Annotated in this window: 14 protein-coding genes and 2 riboswitches; of the genes, 10 read left to right on the plus strand and 4 right to left on the minus strand. The window is 70.0% G+C overall.

Features of this window, described 5'->3' with window-relative positions; translation table 11 throughout:
• Positions 1–10: 10 nt before the first annotated feature.
• The 5 genes from LG388_RS12550 to serB all read left to right on the plus strand — a co-directional run bounded on the left by LG388_RS12550 (position 11) and on the right by serB (position 8,486).
• Positions 11–904: an extradiol ring-cleavage dioxygenase gene (locus LG388_RS12550; RefSeq protein ID WP_225783069.1), complete on the plus strand. Its 894-nt coding sequence runs from the start codon at positions 11–13 to the stop codon at positions 902–904.
• A complete protein-coding gene (locus LG388_RS12555; protein ID WP_225783070.1) occupies positions 901–1,866 on the plus strand; it encodes a fumarylacetoacetate hydrolase family protein in 966 nt (321 codons plus the stop codon). The genes LG388_RS12550 and LG388_RS12555 overlap by 4 nt, the downstream gene beginning before the upstream one ends.
• Positions 1,867–2,633: 767 nt before the next feature.
• On the plus strand, positions 2,634–4,007 hold the full coding sequence (locus LG388_RS12560; RefSeq protein WP_225783071.1) for a phospholipase D-like domain-containing protein: 1,374 nt from the start codon (positions 2,634–2,636) through the stop codon (positions 4,005–4,007).
• 164 nt (positions 4,008–4,171) lie between these two features.
• The gene (gene mfd, locus LG388_RS12565) at positions 4,172–7,681 is read left to right on the plus strand and encodes a transcription-repair coupling factor (protein WP_225783072.1); all 3,510 of its coding nucleotides are present in this window, start codon (positions 4,172–4,174) and stop codon (positions 7,679–7,681) included.
• 73 nt (positions 7,682–7,754) lie between these two features.
• Entirely contained in the window at positions 7,755–8,486 is a 732-nt protein-coding gene (serB, locus tag LG388_RS12570; protein WP_225783073.1) for a phosphoserine phosphatase SerB, read from the plus strand.
• 21 nt (positions 8,487–8,507) lie between these two features.
• On the opposite strand, the gene LG388_RS12575 is transcribed toward serB, so the two are convergent.
• Positions 8,508–9,872, minus strand: a complete 1,365-nt coding sequence (locus LG388_RS12575; protein WP_225783074.1) for a TrpB-like pyridoxal phosphate-dependent enzyme — start codon at positions 9,870–9,872, stop codon at positions 8,508–8,510.
• Between the two features lie 150 nt (positions 9,873–10,022).
• Between LG388_RS12575 and LG388_RS12580 the strand changes: the two genes are divergently transcribed.
• The 4 genes from LG388_RS12580 to gcvP all read left to right on the plus strand — a co-directional run bounded on the left by LG388_RS12580 (position 10,023) and on the right by gcvP (position 16,295).
• Positions 10,023–11,126 carry an AraC family transcriptional regulator gene (locus LG388_RS12580; RefSeq protein ID WP_225783075.1) on the plus strand — a complete coding sequence of 368 codons (1,104 nt, stop codon included), beginning with the start codon at positions 10,023–10,025 and terminating at the stop codon, positions 11,124–11,126.
• A gap of 93 nt (positions 11,127–11,219) precedes the next feature.
• A riboswitch (glycine riboswitch) is annotated at positions 11,220–11,318 on the plus strand.
• Between the two features lie 13 nt (positions 11,319–11,331).
• A riboswitch (glycine riboswitch) is annotated at positions 11,332–11,448 on the plus strand.
• Between the two features lie 51 nt (positions 11,449–11,499).
• Entirely contained in the window at positions 11,500–12,666 is a 1,167-nt protein-coding gene (gcvT, locus tag LG388_RS12585; RefSeq protein ID WP_225783076.1) for a glycine cleavage system aminomethyltransferase GcvT, read from the plus strand.
• 113 nt (positions 12,667–12,779) lie between these two features.
• Positions 12,780–13,163, plus strand: a complete 384-nt coding sequence (gene gcvH / locus LG388_RS12590) for a glycine cleavage system protein GcvH (RefSeq protein ID WP_225783077.1) — start codon at positions 12,780–12,782, stop codon at positions 13,161–13,163.
• Positions 13,164–13,391: 228 nt separating this feature from the next.
• Positions 13,392–16,295, plus strand: coding sequence for an aminomethyl-transferring glycine dehydrogenase (gene gcvP, locus LG388_RS12595; RefSeq protein ID WP_225783078.1), 2,904 nt, complete (start codon positions 13,392–13,394; stop codon positions 16,293–16,295).
• 128 nt (positions 16,296–16,423) lie between these two features.
• On the opposite strand, the gene metE is transcribed toward gcvP, so the two are convergent.
• Positions 16,424–18,718, minus strand: a complete 2,295-nt coding sequence (gene metE / locus LG388_RS12600; protein ID WP_225783079.1) for a 5-methyltetrahydropteroyltriglutamate--homocysteine S-methyltransferase — start codon at positions 18,716–18,718, stop codon at positions 16,424–16,426.
• 108 nt (positions 18,719–18,826) lie between these two features.
• On the opposite strand from metE, the gene LG388_RS12605 reads away from it, so the two are divergent.
• Positions 18,827–19,726: a LysR family transcriptional regulator gene (locus tag LG388_RS12605; protein WP_225783080.1), complete on the plus strand. Its 900-nt coding sequence runs from the start codon at positions 18,827–18,829 to the stop codon at positions 19,724–19,726.
• Here the strand turns inward: LG388_RS12605 and LG388_RS12610 are convergent.
• Together LG388_RS12610 and LG388_RS12615 are read right to left on the minus strand one after the other, a co-directional pair.
• Positions 19,717–20,577: an oxaloacetate decarboxylase gene (locus tag LG388_RS12610; RefSeq protein ID WP_225783081.1), complete on the minus strand. Its 861-nt coding sequence runs from the start codon at positions 20,575–20,577 to the stop codon at positions 19,717–19,719. The genes LG388_RS12605 and LG388_RS12610 overlap by 10 nt on opposite strands.
• A 2-nt stretch (positions 20,578–20,579) precedes the next feature.
• Positions 20,580–22,031: a bifunctional 2-methylcitrate dehydratase/aconitate hydratase gene (locus tag LG388_RS12615; protein ID WP_225783082.1), complete on the minus strand. Its 1,452-nt coding sequence runs from the start codon at positions 22,029–22,031 to the stop codon at positions 20,580–20,582.
• Positions 22,032–22,042 lie beyond the last annotated feature (11 nt).

Consider the following 22,042-nt stretch of genomic DNA (forward strand, 5'->3'; position numbering starts at 1 on the left):
GACCCTGAACATGGGACAGATCGTCGGCGCGGCCCTGGTGTCGCACCACCCCGGCCTCATGCAATGCGAGGAATTCCGCCGCCTGCAGGGCGCGGGCGAAGACTCGGACCTGATCGCGGGTTATGCGCGGCTTCGGCACAAGATCGAAGCCGCGCAGCCCGATGTGGTCATGATCTTCGACACGCACTGGTTCACCACCGGCTACCACCTGGTCGATGCCGGCGCGCACTACCGCGGCACGTACCTCTCGGACGAGATGCCCTGGTACCTGCACGGCGTGCCGTATGACTACCGCGGCCTGCCCGCGCTGGCCGTGGCCATCGAGGACGTGTCGCGCGAGATGCGCGGCTACCACCGCGCCATCAGCCACCCGGACCTGGGCCGGCAGTACCCCACCATCAACCTGATCAAGCAGCTGCGACTGGAGGGCGCCGGCCTGCCGGTGGTCACCGTCAGCTCCTGCCAGAACTGCGAATGGCCCCAGTTCCTCGATTCGGGGGAGGTGATCGGCGAGGCCATCCGCCGCAGCGACCGGCGCGTGCTGCTGCTGGCCTCGGGCGCGCTCTCCCACAAGTTCAACGGCATCGACTGGAAGCCGAAGCATCCGCGCATCTTCCACGAAAGCAATGTCTCGCGGCCCGAGAACATCGCGAGCGACAAGCAGGCGATCGAGCTGTTCAAGCAGGGCCGGCACGACCTGATCCTGGAACGCTGGGACGCAGAGTACCGCACCAAACCCTGGGAAGCCTTCGGCGCGCATTACCTGCAGATGCTGGGCGCGCTGGGCGGCGCCGCCTGCCGCACGCGCGGCGAGCAGCTGTCCGACTACGAGAACGCCCGCGGCACGGGCAACGTCCACATGTGGTTCGACACCACCGCAACCCCCACGCAGGCGAGCGCATGAACTTCGAATTCCCCTTCCAGGAACTGCCCGCCGTGATGCGCGGCCCGCGCGTGGAGCGCCGCCGCGTGCTGATTGGCGGCTCGGCCTTCTGGGGCACGCTGATCGAGGACGGCGCGCAGGCCGGCCCGGTCGGATATCTGCGGCTGGACGATGGCCGCGTGGTCGACCCGGCCGCCCTGCCCCACCTGCCGCCCGTCGATCCGAGCAAGATCATCGCGGTGCACATCAGCTACCGCTCGCGCAGCTTCGAAACGCGCAACAAGCCCAAGCCGACCGAGACGCCGACCTATTTCACCAAGCCGCCCACCGCGCTCAACGGTCATGGCGGCCAGATCCTCAAGCCCGAGGACTGCAGGTACCTGAACTACGAGGGCGAGTACGCGGTCGTCATCGGCCGCACCTGCCGCAACGTCACGCCCGACGAGGCCTGGGACTGCATCGAAGGCTTCTGCCCCGCGCTGGACATGGGCCTGCAGGATTTCCGAGACACCGACCAGGGCAGCATGCTGCGCGTGAAAGGCGCCGACACCCTGCTGCCCATCGGCCCCGGCCTCGTGCGCGGCGTGGACCTGTTCGCGCAGACCCTGCGCACCTACGTCAACGGCCAGGTGGTGCAGCAGGCCCACATCGGCGACGAGACGATCTGGGGGCCGCATTACGTGATCGCGGACATCGCGCGCCACATCACGCTGCTGCCGGGCGACGTGATCCTGATGGGCACGCCCTGCCATTCGCGCTCCATCGATGCGGGCGACGTGGTGGAGTGCGAGATCACCGGCCTGGGGCGCCTCAAAGGCACGGTCACCGCCATCGCCGCGCCGCGCGCCGCCGCGCTGGGCGTGGGCCACGCACCCACCGACACGCCCGAAGTGCGGCGTGTGGCGCTGGGCTTCGACGAGCGCGTGCCCGAGGCGCTCAAGCAGGGGTTGACGCGGGCGCGGGCACACAAGCCGGGCGTCTGAGCAGCATCGGTAGGGGGTCTTGACACGCCTGCCGGCAGCAGGTTGGACGGGTGCGCCCGCGCAGGGCGGCTGCGGGCGGGCGGCGCGGGCTCATGGTGGGGCGGTCGGCGCAGGGCGCCGACTCCGCTGCGATGCTCGCGACGCCGGCGCATCGCAGAACTCGCTTCGCGCTGCTGCGCAGCGCTGCGCTCGAACAGCTGCGATGAGTCAGAGCACGAAGCCCGCGCGACTTCGCGCGGGCACGCCGGCCTCGCTGCGCTTCTCGCCGCCCCACAAATCGCCCACGCCGCCCACCCGCAGCCGCCCTGCGAGGACAGGTGGTGACACACGTCGGCGAGCCTGGCCTGTGCTGCGCCCTGCTTCGCCAATTTCGACGCGCCGCAGGCGGGGCGCGCCTGTGAAGCGCTGAGGAGCGCAGCGAAGCCGGCCGCGGGCCTGCCGAAGGACAGGCCCGCTTCGTGAACTGACTCGGCGCAGCTGTTTGAACGGAGCGCGCTGCAGGCGCGCGCAGTGAGTTCTGCGCCGGGCCGGTTTCGCGAGCACCGCAAGGCAGTCGGCGCAGCCGACCGCTTCACTTGAAGCGCCCCGCCTGCGGCCCAGGGGCCTTGGCCGGGCCCCTAGGCAGCTGCTCCCACAACCCACCCAAGCCCGCAGCCCGTGAGCTTCGCACCTAGTAACCCCACCGCGTTGCACATCCGCCGCATCCAGCGCCGCGCAAGGGCCCGCCCGACAAGCGCCGCCCCGCACTTGTGCGAAGCTCGCCGACCATGTTCCATTCCTTCGCGCCCTGGCTGCCGTCGGTGTCCCAGCATTTCCTGGCCGTCACGCTGGGCCTGCTGGTGTATGTGCTGACCACGCGCGGCCGGCGCGAGCGCCGCGCCCCGGCCAGCGCCATGGCCTGGGTCTTCTCGCTGCTGCTCATGCCCTACGTGGCGCTGCCGGCCTACCTCGTGTTCGGGCAGCGCAAGCTGCGGCCGGCCGCGCAGCCGCGCCTGCCGCGCCATGCACCGGCCGGCCACTGGGCGACCGACATGCTGGAGAGCTTCGGCCTCGCGCCACCCAGCCGCTGCGCCATCCGCATGCATGCCGATGGCGCCGCCGCACGCACCGCGCTGCTCGCGGTGATCGACGCCGCCCGGCAGCGGCTGGACGTGTGCACCTTCATCATCGGCGAAGACGCGCTGGGCCACGAAGTGCTGGCGCGGCTGGCCCGCCGCGCCAGCGAAGGCGTGCAGGTGCGCGTGCTGCTCGACGGCTTCGGCGCCCTGCAGATCCGCCATCGCCACCTGGACCGGCTGCGCACCGCGGGTGCCCAGGTGCGGGTGTTCCGCCCGCTGTTCACGCTGCGCCGCACGGGCCCGCGCAACCTGCGCAACCACCGCAAGTTCACCATCGCCGACGACCAGTGGCTCTGGAGCGGCGGCCGCAACCTGGCCGGCGAGTACTTCGAAGGCAATGCCGCGCATCCGCGCCCCTGGCTGGACCTGTCCTTCGACATCCGCGGCGACGTGGCGGCCGCCGCGGCGCGCCAGTTCGAGCACGACTGGTCCTCGGTCAGCGGCGAGCCCGCGCGCGACGTCGCGGCGCTGGCGCCCTCGCGCAGCGGCACCCTGGCCCAGTTGCTGCCGAGCGGCCCCGACCAGCGCGAGGACACGGCGCAGTCGCTGCTGATCGGCGCCTGCTTCCGGGCCGAGCGGCGCATCCTCGCCATCACGCCCTACTTCGTGCCCGGCGACGGCCTGCAGGACGCGCTGCGCCTGGCCGCGCGGCGCGGCGTGCAGGTGGACATCGCCATCCCGGCGCAGTCCAACCATGCGCTGGCCGACTTTGTGCGCAGCCGCACCATGCGGCCGCTGGCGCGCGCGGGCGTGCGCTTTCGCATGCTGCCCTTCATGGCCCATGCCAAAGCCGTGGTGGTGGACGACGACCTGGCGATGGCCGGCTCCATCAACCTGGACCAGCGCAGCCTGCTGCTGAACCACGAGGCGGCAGTGGTGTTCTACGACCCTGCGCAGATCGAGTGGCTGGCCCAATGGATCGAGGCCACGGCGTCGGCCGGCGAAAGCTACCGCGTGCGCGAGCCCGGCCTGGCGCGCGACCTGGCCGAAGGCCTGCTGCTGACGCTGGCCTTCCAGCTCTGAACGGCTGCGCGGCCCATGCGGGCGCGAATTCCGCGGCCCGCGCCGCCGGTCCACCCGCCTGGCCGGAAGGCCACACGCCCTTGCGGCCACCGCCAAGCTTCTAAAATCCGGTGCTCACACCCCTCGCCGCCCGGCGCGGGGTGTTCTGCATTGCTGCGCCCCGCATGGAACTCCCTCATCTGCACACCGGCAAGCGATTCACGCTGCCGCGCCCTCCTGCGTCCAGTGACGCCTTGCTGCTGGCCCGCCTGGCCCAGCGCGAACGCGCGGCGGGCCGCGTCACGGCCGTGTTCGCGGCCGAGGCGACGGACACGCAGCGCCTGGTCGATGAGCTGGCCTTCTTCGCGCCCGAGTTGCGCACCGCCGTGTTCCCCGACTGGGAAACCCTGCCCTACGACAGCTTCTCGCCGCACCAGGACCTGATCAGCGAGCGGCTGGCCACGCTGTGGCGCATCCTGCAGCGCGATGGGAAAGACGGCGTGGACGTGGTGCTGGTGCCGGCCACCACGGCGCTGTACCGGCTGGCGCCGCCCGCCTTCATGGCGGGCTACACCTTCCATTTCAAGACCGGGCAGAAGCTGGACGAGGCCAAGCTCAAGGCCCAGCTCACGCTGGCCGGCTACAGCCACGTCACGCAGGTGGTGAGCCCGGGCGAGTACGCGGTGCGCGGCGGGCTGATCGACCTGTTCCCGATGGGCTCGCTGCAGCCCTTCCGCGTCGACCTCTTCGACGACGAGATCGACACCATCCGCACCTTCGACCCCGACACGCAGCGCAGCCTGTACCCGGTGCCCGAGGTGCGCCTGCTGCCGGGCCGCGAGTTCCCGATGGACGACGAGGCCCGCGCGCGCTTTCGCAGCCGCTGGCGCGAACTGCTCGAGGGCGACCCGACCAAGAGCCGCATCTACAAGGACATGGGCAACGGCGTCGCCACCGCCGGCATCGAGTACTACCTGCCGCTGTTCTTCGACGAGACGGCGACGGTGTTCGACTACCTGGGCGCGGCCAGCACGGTGGTGCTGCATGGCGACATGGAAAGCACCTTCCAGCACTTCTGGCAGGACACGCGCGAGCGCTTCCGCCTGGTGCAGGGCGACCCGGAACGGCCCGCGCTCCCGCCCGAGGCGCTGTTCCTGACGGCCGAGCAGTTCTACGGCCACACCAAGGCCTACGCCCAATTGGCGATCCGGCCCGCCGCAGCGCTGGCCGAAGGCGAAGCCGCACCGTTCACCGAGTTCGACACCTTGCCCCCGCTGGCCGTGGTGCGTGGTGCCGAAGACCCGCTCACGCGCCTGAAGGACCACATCCGCAACACGCAGCACCGCGTGCTGGTGCTGGCCGAAAGCGCCGGCCGGCGCGAAAGCCTGCTGGACTTCCTGCGCGCCAGCGGCGTGAACCCGCCGGCCTTCGATTCGCTGGCCGAGTTCGAACAGGCGGCCGACGAGAAGATCGGCATCGCCACCGCCGCGATGGCGGCCGGCTTCGTGTGGCTGGAAGCGGGCATCGACTTCGTCACCGAGACCGAGCTGTTCGCCGCTGCACCCACCACGCGCCGGCGCGGCAAGCGGCAGGAGGCCAGCAGCGACGTCGACGCGCTGATCAAGGACCTGTCCGAGCTCAACGTGGGCGACCCGGTGGTGCACAGCGCGCACGGCATTGGCCGTTACCGCGGGCTGATGAACATGGACCTGGGTTCGAAGAACGCCGACGGCACGCCCGCCCTGCAGGAGATGCTGCACCTGGAGTACGCCGACAAGGCCACGCTGTACGTGCCCGTGTCGCAGCTGCACCTGATCAGCCGCTACACCGGCGTCAGCGCCGACGAGGCCCCGCTGCACAAGCTGGGCAGCGGCCAATGGGACAAGGCCAAACGCAAGGCGGCCGAACAGGTGCGCGATGCCGCGGCCGAGCTGCTGAACATCTACGCCCGCCGCGCCGCGCGCGAGGGCCATGCCTTCCGCTATTCACCGCAGGATTACGAACAGTTCGCCAACGATTTCGGCTTCGAGGAAACGGCCGACCAGAAGGCCGCGATCCATGCCGTGATCCAGGACATGATCTCGCCGCGGCCCATGGACCGCCTGGTCTGCGGCGACGTGGGCTTTGGCAAGACCGAAGTCGCGCTGCGCGCCGCCTTCGTGGCGGTGACGGGCGGCAAGCAGGTCGCCTTCCTGGCGCCCACCACGCTGCTGGCCGAGCAGCACTATCAGACGCTGGTGGACCGCTTTTCCAAGTGGCCCGTGAAGGTGGCGGAGATGAGCCGCTTCCGCTCTGGCAAGGAGATCACGGCCGCGCTCAAGGGCGTGGCCGACGGCAGCGTGGACATCGTGGTCGGCACGCACAAGCTGCTCTCGGAAAAGACGCAGTTCAAGAACCTGGGCCTGCTCATCATCGACGAGGAGCACCGCTTCGGCGTGCGCCACAAGGAGCAGATGAAGGCGCTGCGCGCCGAGGTGGACGTGCTCACGCTCACGGCCACCCCGATCCCGCGCACGCTGGGCATGGCGCTCGAAGGCCTGCGCGACCTGAGCGTGATCGCCACCGCGCCGCAGCGGCGCCTGGCGATCAAGACCTTCGTGCGCAACGAAGGCACCGGGGTGATCCGCGAGGCCGTGCTGCGCGAGCTCAAGCGCGGCGGGCAGGTCTACTTCCTGCACAACGAGGTGGAGACCATCGAGAACCGGCGCCAGAAGCTCGAAGAGATCTTGCCCGAGGCGCGCATCGCCGTCGCCCACGGCCAGATGCCCGAGCGCGAGCTGGAGCGCGTGATGCGCGACTTCGTCGCCCAGCGCTTCAACCTGCTGCTGTGCTCGACCATCATCGAGACCGGCATCGACGTGCCCAGCGCCAACACCATCGTGATGAGCCGCGCCGACAAGTTCGGCCTGGCGCAGCTGCACCAGCTGCGCGGGCGCGTGGGCCGCTCGCACCACCAGGCGTACGCCTACCTCATGGTGCCCGACATCGAGGGCTTGACCAAGCAGGCCGCCCAGCGGCTGGACGCCATCCAGCAGATGGAAGAACTGGGCAGCGGCTTCTACCTGGCCATGCACGACCTGGAGATCCGCGGCGCCGGCGAGGTGCTGGGCGAGAACCAGAGCGGCAACATGATGGAAATCGGCTTTCAGCTCTACAACGAGATGCTGGCCGAGGCGGTGCGCAGCCTCAAGGAAGGCAAGGAACCCGACCTGCTGGCCCCGCTGCATGCCGCCACCGAGATCAACCTGCACGCCCCGGCCCTGCTGCCCGACGACTACTGCGGCGACGTGCACCTGCGCCTGTCCTTCTACAAAAAGCTGGCCACGGCCAAGACGAGCGACCAGATCGACACGCTGCTCGAGGAAATCGTGGACCGCTTTGGCAAGCTGCCGCCGCAGGCGCAGACGCTGATCGACGTGCACCGCCTGCGCGTGCTCGCGCGGCCTTACGGCGTGGTGAAGGTCGATGCGGCGCCGGGCGTGATCCACATCGCCTTCAAGCCCAACCCACCCATCGACCCGATGGCCATCATCAGCCTGATCCAGAAGAACCGCCACATCAAGCTGGCGGGCAACGACAAGCTGCGCATCGAGCGCGAGCTCAAGGAGCCCAAGGACCGCGCGCAGATGGTGCGCGACGTGCTGCGCTCGCTGGGCCAGCCGGCCAAGGCCGAGGCGCCGGCTGCCGCGGCCTGATCCCGGCGTGCGCACGCCCCCGACAATCACGCATTCCCGGCCTTTCCGGGCGCGCCCGGCGCCCCCACCTTCCATGTCTTCCCTGCCCCCGCCCGCCACCGAATTCGCGCCCGGCCTGCACATCCGCGGCATCGTGCCGCCGCTGCGCCTGGCCGACTTCAAGCTGATCGCCTTCGACATGGATTCGACGCTGATCAACATCGAATGCGTGGACGAGATCGCCGACGCGGTGGGCCGCAAGGCGCAGGTGGCGGCCATCACCGAAGCCGCGATGCGCGGCGAGATCACCGACTTCAAGGACAGCCTGCGCCGCCGCGTGGCGCTGCTCAAGGGCGTGACCGAAGCCGACCTGATGCAGGTCTACCGCTCGCGCCTGCAGCTGAACCCGGGCGCGGCCGAGCTGGTGCTGGCCTGCAAGGCGGCGGGCCTGAAGGTGCTGCTGGTCAGCGGCGGCTTCACCTATTTCGCCGACCGCCTGCGCGACCGCCTGGCCCTGGACTTCGCGCGCAGCAACCGGCTGGAGATCGTCGACGGCGCGCTGACCGGGCACATCCTGCCGCAGAGCTGGGGCGACATCTGCGACGGCGCCATGAAGCGCGAGACGCTGGAGCGCACCTGCAGCCTGATCGGCTGCGAGCCCGCGCAGGCCATTGCCGTGGGCGATGGCGCCAACGACCTGGAGATGATGGGCGTGGCCGGCCTGTCGGTGGCCTACCGCGCCAAGCCCAAGGTGCGTGCCCAGGCCAGCGTGGCCATCGACATGGGCGGGCTGGACCGGCTGCTCACCCTGTTCGAAGGGCACTGAACCGGCCTCGCGCCAGCACGATCAGGCCGGCACGCTGGGCAGCCCGGCCAGCGCCATGGCCAGTTCCTTCTCGTCGTAGGCCTCGTCGCGCAGTTCGCCGGCGAAGTACTTCTGGTAAGAGGCCATGTCGAAATGGCCGTGGCCGCTGAGGCCGAACAGGATGGTTTCGCTGCGGCCCTCGCGCTTGCAGCGCAGCGCCTCCTCGATCGCGCCCTTCACCGCATGGTTGGCCTCGGGCGCCGGCACGATGCCCTCGGCGCGCGCGAAGGCCACGCCGGCGGCGAAGCAGTCGACCTGGCTGTAGGCCACGGCTTCCATCAGGCCCAGCTCCATCACGTGCGACACCATCGGCGCCATGCCGTGGTAGCGCAGGCCGCCGGCATGCAGGCTGGGCGGCGTGAAGGTGGAGCCCAGCGTGTGCATCTTGGTCAGCGGCGTCATGTGGGCGGTGTCGCCGAAGTCGTAGGCGTACTTGCCGCGCGTGAGCGAGGGGCAGGCCGCCGGCTCCACCGCCACGATGCGCGATTTGCGCCCGCCGCGCAGCGCATGGCCGATGAAGGGAAAAGCGATGCCCGCGAAGTTGGAGCCGCCGCCCGTGCAGCCCACCACCACGTCGGGCCAGGCGTCGGCCATCTGCATCTGCTCCATCGCTTCCAGGCCGATGACGGTCTGGTGCAGCAGCACATGGTTGAGCACCGAGCCCAGCGCGTACTTGGTGTCCTCGCGCTGCACGGCCAGCTCCACCGCCTCGGAGATCGCGATGCCCAGGCTGCCCGGGTGATCGGGCCGCTCGGCCAGCACGCTGCGGCCGTAGGCGGTCTGGTCCGAGGGCGAGGCCAGGCAGCGCGCGCCGTAGGTTTCCATCACGGCGCGGCGGTAGGGCTTTTGGTCGTAGGACACGCGCACCTGGAACACCAGCACCTCCATGTCGAACAGGCTGCCGGCGAAGGAAAGGGAGGTGCCCCACTGCCCGGCGCCGGTCTCGGTGGTCAGGCGGCGGATGCCGGCCTCGGCGTTGTAGAAGGCCTGCGGGATCGCGGTGTTGGGCTTGTGGCTGCCCGCCGGGCTCACGCCTTCGTACTTGTAGTAGATCCTGGCGGGCGTGCCCAGGGCCTTCTCCAGCCGGTGCGCGCGGTACAGCGGGGCCGGGCGCCACAGGCGGTAGATGTCGCGCACCGGCTCGGGAATCTCGATCTCGCGCTCGGTGCTGACCTCCTGCTCGATCAGCGCCATCGGGAACAGCGGCGAGAGGTCGTCCGGTCCCACCGGCTGCATCGTGCCCGGATGCAGCACCGCCGGCAGCGGCTGGGGCAGGTCGGCCTGGAGGTTGTACCAGAACTTGGGCATCTGGTTTTCGTTGAGCAGGTACTTGGTGGCAACGGCCATGACGCACTCCTGAGTGGGGGTTGGTAGCGGATCGGGCGGGGATCCCGGGTTGGCGAATTCATTGTGGGCAGCCGCCCGCACGGCCGCCAGCCGGAATGCGAAACGCACGATCCGGTTTGCGCAAGCGGCCCGGGCGACTACCATGAAATCATGTCGATGCCCGCGTCCGACTCGCCTTCCGGCACCGCCCTGCCTGCCCTGGCGGGCGCGGGCTGGACCGATGCCTCGCCCGCCGCGCGGCAGGCCCTGGCCCCCTGCTGCGTGATGGACTCCAGCGACCTGGACCAGGCCCGCGAGCAGATCGGCCGCATCTACAAGCCGCACGAGCTGAGCGTGGAGGGCCGCCGCCAGTCGCTGCAGGCGCGCATGCATCACCGCGCGCTGGGCGCCTCGGTGGGGCTGAGCCGGCTCGCGCATGGGGCGGCTGTGCGCATCGACCCCGACCGGCTGGAGCACTTCTTTCTGGTGCAGATGCCGCTCGCCGGCGGTGCGCGCATCCGCCATGCGCAGGGCTGGGTGGACTGCGGCGTGGGGCAGGCCTCGGTGCTGTCGGCCAGCGAACCGGTGCGCATGCACTGGTCGGAGCCTTGCGACAAGCTGATGCTGCGCATCGAGCAGCAGCGGCTGCTGGAAGTGCTGCAGGCCCTGCAGGGCGGCGGCCGGGACGACGCGCGCGCGCCCCTTCGGCTGGCGCCCCTCGTGGACCTGCGCAGCCCGGCCGGCCGCACTTGGTGGCAGCTGATGCACTACCTGGCCGCGCTGCTCGATCCGCGTGCGCCCGCGCTGCTGCCGCAGCAGGCCGCGATGCTCGAGGAGCATGTGATCTGCGCCCTGCTCACGCTCGCCGGGCCCGCCCTGGCGAGCGCGCCGGCACCGCAGCCGCTGGTGCGCGCCCGGCTGCGCCAGCTGGAAGACCACATCCTGGCGCACCTGGCCGAACCGCTGACCTTGACGGCCCTGGCCCAGCAGGCGCGCACCAGCGTGCGCACCCTGCAGGGCTGGTTCGCGCAGGCGCATGGCATGACCCCGACGGCCTACATCCGCGCGCGGCGGCTGGAACAGGTGCGGCATGCGCTGCAGCACCCGGGCCCGCAGGCGGCCGTGACCGAGGTCGCGGCGCGCTGGGGCTTCGAACACCTGGGCCGCTTCGCCGCGGCCTACCGCGCGCGCTACGGCGAAGCCCCGAGCGCCACCTTGCGGCGGGCGCAGGCGCCAGGCCTCGCGCCCCCGCCACGCTCGCCCGGCCGGCCCTGAGGCGGTGCAGCGCCTGCACCGCGCCGGCGCGCGGGGCGCCCTGTCACGGCTCCGGCCTGGGCGCCGCACGCGCCGGGCGCGTGGCTATACTGCGCGCACTCGTCAGGAGAGAGCCATCGCACTTCGGTGCAAGGCCGCCGAAGGCGCAGGGCTCGGCCCCGAACGCTCAGGCAAAAGGACTGGCGCGCGCGCCCGTGCAAACGGGCGCTTCCTTGCTGGAGAGAGGCCACCCGCCGAGGCGGCCCACCGAAGGAGCAAGCCGCGATCCACAAGCCGTGGACCGCTGGCGAATCTCTCAGGTACCCGGGACAGCAGGGGTGGCCCGCAGCCCTCACCGGTGGCGGACGTGACTGCCCCTTGACTGGACGCCCCGATGGCCGCCTCCCCTTCCTCCGTCGCCGACTCCGAACTTCAGCGCACGCCGCTGCATGCCCTGCATCTGGAACTGGGGGCGCGCATGGTGCCCTTCGCCGGCTATTCCATGCCGGTGCAGTACCCCGCGGGGCTGATCGCCGAGCACCGCCACACGCGCCAGGCGGCCGGCCTGTTCGACATCTCGCACATGGGCCAGCTGCGGCTGGCGGGGCCTGATGCGGCCGCCGCGCTCGAATCGCTGATGCCGCAGGACGTGATCGGCCTGGCGCCAGGCAAGCAGCGCTATGGCCTGCTGCTGGACGACCAGGGCGGCATCCTCGACGACCTGATGTTCTTCAATGAGGGGAACGGCTCCCTGTTCCTGATCGTCAACGGCGCCTGCAAGGCCGCGGACATCGCGCACCTGCGGGCGCGCATCGGCCAGCGCTGCGAAGTGCAGCCGCTGCCCGACCGGGCCCTGCTCGCGCTGCAGGGCCCGCAGGCGGCCGCCGTGCTGGCGCGGCTGTCGCCCGGCATCGAGCGCTTCGTGTTCATGACCGGCGGCGGCGTGCAGATCGGCGGCATGGCGGCCTTCGTCACGCGCAGCGGCTACACGGGCGAGGACGGCTTCGAGATCTCGGTCGCCGGCGCAGATGCGCAGCGGCTGGCGCGGCTGCTGCTGGCGCAGCCCGAGGTGCAACCCGTGGGCCTGGGCGCACGCAACTCCCTGCGGCTGGAAGCCGGCCTGTGCCTCTACGGCAACGACATCGACACCACCACCACGCCGGTGGAAGCGGCGCTCAACTGGGCCATCCAGAAAGTGCGCCGCCGCGGCGGCGCGCGCGAAGGCGGCTTCCCGGGCGCGGACAAGGTGCTGGCCCAGCTCGACGCGGCGGCGGCGCCGGCCGACCACCACACCCTGACGCGCCAGCGCGTGGGCCTGGTGGCGCTGGAGCGCATCCCCGTGCGCGACGGCTCGCTGCTGCAGAACCTGGAAGGCCACGACATCGGCGCCGTGACCAGCGGCCTGCTGGCGCCGACGGTGGACCGCCCCATCGCCATGGCTTACGTGGCGGCGGCCTATGCGCAGCCGGGCACGCGCATCCAGGCCGTGGTGCGCGGCAAGGCCGTGCCCATGGAAGTGACGCAGATGCCCTTCGTGCCCGCCCGCTACCACCGCGGCTGAGCCCGCGTTCCACGGGCGCCGCGCACGCAACCGGCTGACACGGGCGTCCACCGGCCGCGCGCCATACTCCGGCTTCGTCCCCTTCATCTTCCCTTCTTTGCAGGAAACCTCCCATGACCATCCACTACTCCAAGGACCACGAATGGATCGAGTTCGCCGAAGAACACGAGGCGGCCACCGTGGGCATCACGCTGCACGCGCAAGAGGCGCTGGGCGACGTGGTCTTCGTCGACCTGCCCGAAGTCGGCAAGCGCTTCGCGCAGGGCGAAGTGGCCGGCGTGGTGGAATCGGTGAAGGCCGCGGCCGACATCTACATGCCCGTGTCGGGCGAGGTGGTGGAAGTGAACGAGGCGCTGCGCGCCGACCCCTCGCTGGCCAACAGCGACCCCATGGGCCAGGGCTGGTTCTTCAAGGTGCATGTGGACCAAAAGGACCTGGGCGAATTCGACCAGCTGATGGACGAGCCCGACTACCTGAAGTTCGCCCAGAACAACTGAGCAACCCCGGGCCGCTTCCCGCCTCCCCCTTCCGCGGCGCGAAGGGGGCTGAGCCCGTACACAGAGGGTCCAATGGACCTTCTGTGACTGGCGAAGGGCAAGGCCGCTGGCCTTGCGCGGTCTGCAAGACCTCCCCGATGGCCCGGCAAGGCCGGCGCCATGGGTGCCCGGGGTCACTCCGGCAGCGCCCATCCATTCCCGTTCCTCCTTAGCCCTGTCCGTCCGACCATGACCACGCCCGCCCTGCCCTCGCTGCACGACCTGGAGAACCCCACCGAGTTCGTCGCCCGCCACATCGGCCCCGACGAGGCGGGGGAAGCCCGCATGCTCGCGGCCATCGGCGAGCGCACGCGCGAGGCGCTGATCGCCAGCATCGTGCCGCCGGCCATCCGCCGCCGCCGGGCGATGCAGCTGCCGCCCGCCGTGACCGAAGCGCAGGCGCTGGCCGAGCTGCGCACGCTGGCCGCCAAGAACAAGGTGGCGCGCAACTTCATCGGCCAGGGCTACTACGGCACGCTGACGCCGGGCGTGATCCTGCGCAACGTGCTGGAGAACCCGGCCTGGTACACGGCCTACACGCCCTACCAGGCCGAGATCTCGCAGGGCCGCATGGAGGCGCTGGTCAACTTCCAGACGATGGTGACCGACCTCACGGGCATGGCGATCGCCAACGCGTCCATGCTCGACGAGGCCACCGCCGCCGCCGAAGCGATGACGCTGGCCCGGCGCAGCGTGAAGAGCCGCAGCAACGTGTTCCTGGTTTCGGGCGACTGCCATCCGCAGACCATCGAAGTGATCCGCACACGCGCGGCACCGCTGGGCATCGAGGTGAAGGTGAGCACCGCCACCGAGACCCTGCCGCATCTGATGGCCAACGGCGAATTCTTCGGCGCCCTGGCCCAGTACCCCGGCACCACGGGCGAAGTGCATGACCTGCGCCCGCTGCCCGGCATGGCGCATGCCAAGGACGCCGCCTTCTGCGTGGCGGCCGACCTGCTCGCGCTCACGCTGCTGGTGCCGCCCGGCGAATGGGACGCCGACATCGTCTGCGGCAGCACGCAGCGCCTGGGCATGCCCATGGGCGCGGGCGGCCCGCATGCCGCGTACCTCGCCTGCCGCGACGCCTTCAAGCGCTCCTTGCCCGGCCGCCTGGTCGGCGTGAGCGTGGACGCGCATGGCGCGCCCGCCTACCGCCTGGCCCTGCAGACGCGCGAACAGCACATCCGCCGCGAGAAGGCCACCTCCAACATCTGCACCGCGCAGGTGCTGCCGGCGGTGGTCGCGAGCATGTACGCCGTCTACCACGGCCCCCAGGGCCTGACGCGCATTGCGCAGCGCGTGGCGCTGCTCACGGCGATCCTCGCGCGCGGCCTGGAACAGATGGGCCGCCCGCTGGTGCACGACACAGCCTTCGACTCCCTCACCGTCAAGACCGGCGAAGACACCGCGCAGGTGCTGGCCCGCGCCCAGCAGGCCGGCATGAACCTGCGCAGCCGGCTGCCGCAACACCTGGGCATCTCGCTGGACGAGACCCACGGCCGTGCCGACGTGGAGGCGCTGTGGGCGCTGTTCGTGCCCGCGGGCACGCCCATGCCGCGCTTCGAGCAGTTGGCCGTGGACACGGCCTTGCGCATTCCTCCAGAGCTGCGCCGCGAGAGTGCCTTCCTCACGCACCCGGTGTTCAACACGCACCACAGCGAGACCGCCATGCTGCGCTACATCCGCAGCCTGAGCGACAAGGATCTGGCGCTGGACCGCAGCATGATCCCGCTGGGCAGCTGCACCATGAAGCTGAACGCGACCAGCGAGATGATCCCCATCACCTGGCCCGAGTTCGCGCACATCCACCCTTTCGCGCCGGCCGAGCAGCTGGCCGGCTATGCGGAGCTGGACGCGCAGCTGCGCGCCTGGCTGTGCGAAGCCACGGGCTATGCCGGCATCAGCCTGCAGCCCAACGCCGGCAGCCAGGGCGAATACGCGGGCCTGCTGGCCATCCAGGCCTGGCATGCGAGCCGCGGCGACACGCAGCGCAACGTGTGCCTGATCCCCTCTTCCGCGCACGGCACCAACCCGGCCAGCGCGCAGATGGTGGGCATGCAGGTGGTGGTGACGGCCTGCGACGCGCAGGGCAACGTCGACATCGACGACCTGAAGCGCGCCTGCGACAAGCACGCCGACCGCCTGGCCTGCGTGATGATCACCTACCCCAGCACGCACGGTGTGTTCGAGACGCGGGTGAAGGAGCTGTGCGAGATCGTGCACGCGCACGGCGGGCGCGTGTACGTGGACGGCGCCAACATGAACGCACTGGTGGGCGTGGCCGCGCCCGGCGAATTCGGCGGCGACGTGAGCCACCTGAACCTGCACAAGACCTTCTGCATCCCGCATGGCGGCGGCGGCCCGGGCGTGGGGCCGGTGTGCGTGGTCGAGGACCTGGTGCCCTTCCTGCCCGGCCATGCCACGGCCGGCAAGGCCGCCACGGTGGGGGCCGTGTCAGCCGCGCCGTACGGCAATGCGGCTGTGCTGCCCATCAGCTGGATGTACATCCGCATGATGGGCGCGCAGGGCCTGCAGGCCGCCACCGAGACGGCCATCCTGAGCGCCAACTACATCAGCGCGCGCCTGGCCGAGCACTACCCGACGCTGTATGCCAGCAAGAACGGGCATGTGGCGCACGAATGCATCCTGGACCTGCGTGGCCTCAAGGACACGAGCGGCGTGATGGCCGAGGACGTGGCCAAGCGGCTGATCGACTACGGTTTCCACGCGCCCACGCTGAGCTTCCCGGTGGCCAACACGCTGATGGTGGAGCCCACCGAAAGCGAGCCGCTGGCCGAGCTGGACCGCTTCATCGAGGCCATGATCGCCATCCGCGGCGAGATCCGCCGCATCGAGGAAGGCGTGTGGCCGCGCGACGACAACCCGCTGAAGAACGCGCCGCACACGGCTGCCGCGCTGGCGGCCACCGACTGGCCGCACCCCTACTCGCGCGAGATCGCCACCTTCCCGCTGGCCCGGCTCCAGCAGGCCAAGTACTGGCCGCCGGTGGGCCGCGTCGACAACGTGTACGGCGACCGCAACCTGTTCTGCAGCTGCGTGCCGGTGGCGGACCTGCAGGACCAGGCCGCTTGATACTCTGGATTGCTTTCAACCGACAAGAGCCGTTCAAGCTTTAGCCTGAACGGCTTTTCGATTTTGAAAGCAGATCCGCATGAGACGCGAAGGCCGGCGCGCCCTCGCCCTCAGCCGCCAATGGGCGGTCAGGCGACGCCGGCCCGCAGCGTCCTGGCGGCTTCGACCATGTTGGCCAGCGCCGGGATCACCTCCGGCCACTGGCGCGTCTTCAGGCCGCAGTCGGGGTTGACCCACAGCCGCTCGGCCGGCACGCGCTCGGCCGCCTTCTTCATCAGTTGCACGATGTGCTCCTGCGTCGGGATGTTGGGCGAGTGGATGTCGTACACGCCGGGCCCGATCTCGTTCGGGTACTTGAAGTCGTCGAAGGCGTCGAGCAGCTCCATGTCCGAGCGCGAGGTCTCGATGGTGATGACGTCGGCGTCCATCTCGGCGATCGACGCGATGATGTCGTTGAACTCCGAGTAGCACATGTGGGTGTGGATCTGCGTCTCGTCGCGCACGCCGTTGGCGGTGATGCGGAAGCTCTCCACGGCCCAGTCGAGATACGCCTTCCACTGCGACTTGCGCAGCGGCAGGCCCTCGCGCAGCGCGGCCTCGTCGATCTGGATCACGCGCACGCCGGCCTTCTCCAGGTCCAGCACCTCCTCGCGGATGGCCAGCGCCAGCTGCCTGCACGACGCCGAGCGCGGCTGGTCGTCGCGCACGAAAGACCAGTTCAGGATCGTGACGGGGCCGGTGAGCATGCCCTTCATCGGCTTGCTCGTCAGCGACTGGGCGTAGGTGATCCACTCCACCGTCATCGGCCGCGGGCGGCTGATGTCGCCGAACAGGATCGGCGGCTTCACGCAGCGCGAGCCGTAGGACTGCACCCAGCCGAACTGGCTGAAGGCATAGCCTTCCAGCTGCTCGCCGAAGTACTCGACCATGTCGTTGCGCTCGGCCTCGCCGTGCACCAGCACGTCCAGGCCCAGCTTTTCCTGCTCGCGCACGCTGCGCTCGATCTCGGCCCGCATGGCGGCCTGGTAGGCGGGGAAGTCCAGCCGGCCCGCCTTGAACTCGCTGCGCGCATGGCGGATCTCCGCCGTCTGCGGGAAGGAGCCGATGGTGGTGGTCGGGTACTGGGGCAGCTTCAGGAAGGCCGCCTGCTTGGGCGCGCGCCGAGCATAGGCGCTCTCGCGCCGGCCCAGGTGGCTGCCGATGCCGGCCACCGCCGCCTGCACGGCCGGGTTGTTCACGCGCGGCGAGGCGCGGCGCGCCGCCAGCGCGGCCCGGTTGGCATCCAGCTCGGTCCCGACGGCCTCGCGTCCCTCGCGCAGCGCACGGCCCAGCAGCTTGAGTTCGTCCAGCTTCTGCAGCGCGAAGGCGAGCCAGGACTTCACCTCGGCATCCAGCTTCTGCTCGCTCGCCAGGTCCACCGGCACGTGCAGCAGCGAGCACGAGGGCGCGATCCACAGGCGTTCGCCCAGGCGCTCGGCGATCGGCTCCAGCCAGTCCAGCACGGCATTCAGGTCGGTCTTCCAGATGTTGCGGCCGTTGATCACGCCCAGCGACAGCACCTTGTGCGCCGGCAGCATGCCCAGCAGCGGCAGCACGTCGTCACGGCCGTTGACCGCGTCCACGTGCAGGCCGGCCACCGGCAGGTTGGCGGCCAGGTACTGGTTCTCCAGCAGCTGGCCGAAGTAGGTGGCCAGCAGCAGCTTGACGCGGCAGCCCTTGAGCTGGTGGTAGGCGGTGTTGAAGGCGTGCTGCCAGTCGGCGCCCAGTTCGGTGACGAGGATCGGCTCGTCGACCTGCACCCACTCGACGCCCTGCGCCGCCAGGGTGTCCAGCAATTCGGCGTACACGGGCAGGAGCCGCGGCAGCAGCGCGAGCCTGTCCGAGTCGTCCTTGGCCTTGCCGATGGCGAGGTAGGTGACGGGGCCGACGATGACCGGCTTGGCCTTCACACCCTGCGCCCTGGCCTCCGCGATCTGGTCGAGCAGGCGCGAGGCGTCCAGCGCGAACCGCGTGCCGGCGGTGAATTCCGGGACGATGTAGTGGTAGTTGGTGTCGAACCACTTGGTCATCTCGCCGGCCGCCACGCCGCCGCAGCAGCCGGCATGTTCCTCGGCCGTCTGCGCGGAACGGCCGCGCGCCACGCGGAAGTAGTTGTCCAGCGCGTCGCCGTGGAAGCCGCGCACGCGTTCGGGCAGGTTGCCGAGCGTGAAGCTCATGTCCAGCACCTGGTCGTAGAACGAGAAGTCGCCCACGGGCACGAGATCCAGGCCGGCCTGGTCGTTCCAGTGGCGCTGGCGAAGCTGCGCACCGAGCGCCTGGAGTGCGTCGCGGGAGGACTCGCCCTTCCAGTACGACTCCAGGGCGAACTTCAGTTCGCGCCTGGCGCCGATGCGGGGGAATCCGAGATTGTGGGTGGTGGTCATCCGGTCTGCCGTGCGGGAGTCAATACACAAGGGGACGAATGCTAGGAAGGGGATTCGATGAAGTAAAATGGTTTTATCTCACATATCCATGAGCACTGCTCATTCATCATGCTGGAACGCATCCACCTCGCCGTGGTCAGGGAAGTCGAAAGGCAGGGCTCGCTGACGGCCGCCGCCGAGGTGCTGCACGTCACCCAGTCCGCGCTGAGCCACAGCATGCGCAAGCTGGAGCAGCAGCTGGGCACCGACATCTGGCTGCGCGAGGGCCGCAGCCTGCGCCTGACGCAGGCAGGCCAGTACCTGCTGGCCGTGGCCAACCGCGTGATCCCCCAGCTCGACCTGGCCGAGGAGCGGCTGGGCCAGTTCGCGCAGGGCGAGCGCGGCACCCTGCGCATCGGCATGGAGTGCCATCCCTGCTACCAGTGGCTGCTGAAGGTGGTGTCGCCCTACCTGGCCGCCTGGCCCGACGTCGACGTGGACGTGAAGCAGAAGTTCCAGTTCGGCGGCATCGGCGCTCTCTTCGGCTACGAGATCGACCTGCTAGTCACGCCCGACCCGCTGTTCAAGCCGGGCCTGCATTTCGAGCCGGTGTTCGACTACGAGCAGGTGCTGGTGGTGGCGCGCAGCCACCCGCTGGCCGGAGCCGCCCACGTGAAGCCCCGGCAGCTCACCAGGGAGGTGCTGATCACCTACCCGGTGGAGCCGCAGCGGCTGGACGTCTTCACCGACTTCCTCTCGCCCGCGGGCATCGCGCCGAAGCGCCACAAGACCATCGAGACCACGGACATCATGCTGCAGATGGTGGCCAGCGGCCGCGGCGTGGCGGCACTGCCGCGCTGGCTGGTGGAGGAATACGCCGACAAGATGGCGGTCGTGCCGGTGCGGCTGGGGCCGCGCGGCATCGCCAAGCAGATCTTCCTGGGTGCGCGCGAAGCCGACCTCGACACCGACTACCTCCGGGCCTTCATCGAGCAGGCGCGGCAGCCGGCGGCGGCGCGTCAGGTGTAGCGCTTCTCCAGCGCATCCCACGCGGGCTTGCCGACCAGGCGCTGGCGCTCGGCGAAGGGCGTCACCAGGCCGCTCGATTCCCGCACCTCCTTCTCGTCGCGCAGCACCGTCAGCGCCTTCTGCATGCCCGCCACCGCGCCCTGCAGCGCCGCGTTGGCGTACAGCACGATGCCGTAGCCCAGTTCGCCGAGCTGCTGCGCGTTGAAGATCGGCGTGCGCCCGCCGATCACCATGTTCATCAGTTGCGGCTTGCCCAGGCGCCGGGGCAGCGCGCGCACCTCCTCCTCCTTCGTCACCGCCTCGACGAAGAGGATGTCGGCGCCCGCCTCCGCGAACTGCTGCGCGCGCTCCACCGCCGCCTCGAAGCCGTGCGTGGCTGCGGCGTCGGTGCGGGCCATGATGAGCAGGTCCGCGTCCTGCCGCGCATCGACGGCCGCCTTGATCTTGGCGACCGCCTCCTCGGTGGAGATCACCTCCTTGCCCGAGAAGTGGCCGCAGCGCTTGGGCGCCACTTGGTCTTCGAACTGGATGCAGTCGGCGCCGGCGCGCTCCAGCGTGCGCACCGTGTGGCGCACGTTCAGCGCGTTGCCGAAGCCGGTATCGGCGTCCACGATCAGCGGCAGGCCCACCGCGTCGCGGATGCGCGCCGTGTGGTCGGTGATCTCGGCCAGGCCCATGAAGCCCTGGTCGGGCAGGCCGAACCACATGTTGGTGACACCGGCGCCGGTGACGTAGATAGCCTCGAAGCCCAGGTCCTCGATGACCTTGGCGGACAGCGCATTGAACGCGCCGGGCACGAGCACGCCGCGGCGGGCTTCGGCCAGCGCGCGCAGCTTCTTGCGGGTTTCCATGCTCAGATCACGTACAGGTCCACATACTCGTGCACCGGCATCGCCGCCAGCGCCTGCGCGTCGAGCGAGGCGGCGAGGATGGCGTCCTGCTGCTTCTTCGGAAAGCGCCGCGCCAGGTTGGTCCGAAACTTGGCTTCGAGCAGCGGAATGCCCTCGGCGCGGCGGCGCTTGTGGCCGATGGGGTATTCGACGGCCACCTCGGGCAGCGTGCCGCCGTCCTTGAACTGCACGGTGAGCGCGTTGGCGATGCTGCGCTTGTCGGGGTCGTGGTAGTCCCGGGTGTACTGCGCGTCTTCCACGCAGTGGATGCGCGCGCGCAGTGCGTCGATGCGCGGGTCCGCTGCCGCTTCGTCCTCGTAGTCGGCGGCCGTCAGGTGGCCCTTGATGAGCGGCACGGCCACCATGTACTGGATGCAGTGGTCGCGGTCGGCCGGGTTGTTAAGTGGGCCCTGCTTGTCGATGATGCGGATGCAGGCCTCGTGCGTGCGGATGGTGATCTTTTCGATGTCGTCGATGCTCCTGCCCGCGTCACGCAACTGCCGGTGCAGCGTCACGGCGGCCTCGACGGCGGTCTGGCTGTGGAACTCGGCCGGGAAGCTGATCTTGAACAGCACGTTCTCGCTCACGTAGCTGCCATAGGTGCGCTGGAACTTGAACGGCCGGCCCTTGAACAGCACGTCGTAGAAACCCCAGGTCCTGGCCGTGAGCGCGCTGGGGTAGCCCATCTCGCCGGTCTGCGCGATCAGCGCCAGGCGCACGGCACGGCTGGTGGCGTCGCCCGCCGCCCAGCTCTTGCGGCTGCCCGCGTTGGGTGCGTGACGGTAGGTGCGCAGGCTCTGCCCATCGACCCACGCCAGCGACACGGCGGCCAGCGCCTCGTCGCGCGTCAGCCCCAGCAGCTTGCCGACCACGGCGGTGGAGGCGACCTTGACCAGCAGCACGTGATCCAGACCCACCTTGTTGAAGGAATTTTCCAGCGCGATCACGCCCTGGATCTCGTGCGCCTTCACGATGCCGCGCAGCACCTCGATCATCGTCAACGGCGGCTTGCCGGCGGCCACCGCGGTGCGGCTGATCCAGTCGGCCACGGCCAGGATGCCGCCCAGGTTGTCGCTGGGATGGCCCCACTCCGCGGCCAGCCAGGTGTCGTTGAAGTCCAGCCAGCGGATGAGCAGCCCGATGTTGAAGGCGGCCTGCACCGGATCGAGCTGGAACTGCGTGCCCGGCACCTTGGCGCCGTGGGGCACGGCGGTGCCCTTGACCACGGGACCGAGCAGCTTGCAGGCGGCCGGGTATTCCAGCGCCTCCAGCCCGCAGCCGAGCGTGTCGATGAGGATGTGGCGCGCAGTCTCGATGGCGAGCTCGGACTCGACTTCGTACTTCAGCGCGTAGTCGACGATGTCCTGGATGACCTGGTCGTAGTCGGGACGGATGTTGGAGATGGGGGAAGACATGGAAAGCTCTC

The sequence above is a fragment of the Xenophilus sp. Marseille-Q4582 genome, assembly GCF_916700565.1.
In the GTDB taxonomy this organism is placed as follows: domain Bacteria; phylum Pseudomonadota; class Gammaproteobacteria; order Burkholderiales; family Burkholderiaceae_C; genus Xenophilus.

What these genes read in the sequence shown, in the direction of transcription:
- gcvT (WP_225783076.1), top strand. Translation starts at nt 11,500, where the DNA reads ATGGCCGCCTCCCCTTCCTCCGTCGCCGACTCCGAACTTCAGCGCACG.
- LG388_RS12610 (WP_225783081.1), bottom strand. Translation starts at nt 20,577, where the DNA reads ATGGAAACCCGCAAGAAGCTGCGCGCGCTGGCCGAAGCCCGCCGCGGC.
- serB (WP_225783073.1), top strand. Translation starts at nt 7,755, where the DNA reads ATGTCTTCCCTGCCCCCGCCCGCCACCGAATTCGCGCCCGGCCTGCAC.
- metE (WP_225783079.1), bottom strand. Translation starts at nt 18,718, where the DNA reads ATGACCACCACCCACAATCTCGGATTCCCCCGCATCGGCGCCAGGCGC.
- LG388_RS12550 (WP_225783069.1), top strand. Translation starts at nt 11, where the DNA reads ATGGGACAGATCGTCGGCGCGGCCCTGGTGTCGCACCACCCCGGCCTC.
- mfd (WP_225783072.1), top strand. Translation starts at nt 4,172, where the DNA reads ATGGAACTCCCTCATCTGCACACCGGCAAGCGATTCACGCTGCCGCGC.
- LG388_RS12615 (WP_225783082.1), bottom strand. Translation starts at nt 22,031, where the DNA reads ATGTCTTCCCCCATCTCCAACATCCGTCCCGACTACGACCAGGTCATC.
- LG388_RS12605 (WP_225783080.1), top strand. Translation starts at nt 18,827, where the DNA reads ATGCTGGAACGCATCCACCTCGCCGTGGTCAGGGAAGTCGAAAGGCAG.
- LG388_RS12580 (WP_225783075.1), top strand. Translation starts at nt 10,023, where the DNA reads ATGTCGATGCCCGCGTCCGACTCGCCTTCCGGCACCGCCCTGCCTGCC.
- LG388_RS12575 (WP_225783074.1), bottom strand. Translation starts at nt 9,872, where the DNA reads ATGGCCGTTGCCACCAAGTACCTGCTCAACGAAAACCAGATGCCCAAG.
- gcvP (WP_225783078.1), top strand. Translation starts at nt 13,392, where the DNA reads ATGACCACGCCCGCCCTGCCCTCGCTGCACGACCTGGAGAACCCCACC.
- LG388_RS12560 (WP_225783071.1), top strand. Translation starts at nt 2,634, where the DNA reads ATGTTCCATTCCTTCGCGCCCTGGCTGCCGTCGGTGTCCCAGCATTTC.
- gcvH (WP_225783077.1), top strand. Translation starts at nt 12,780, where the DNA reads ATGACCATCCACTACTCCAAGGACCACGAATGGATCGAGTTCGCCGAA.
- LG388_RS12555 (WP_225783070.1), top strand. Translation starts at nt 901, where the DNA reads ATGAACTTCGAATTCCCCTTCCAGGAACTGCCCGCCGTGATGCGCGGC.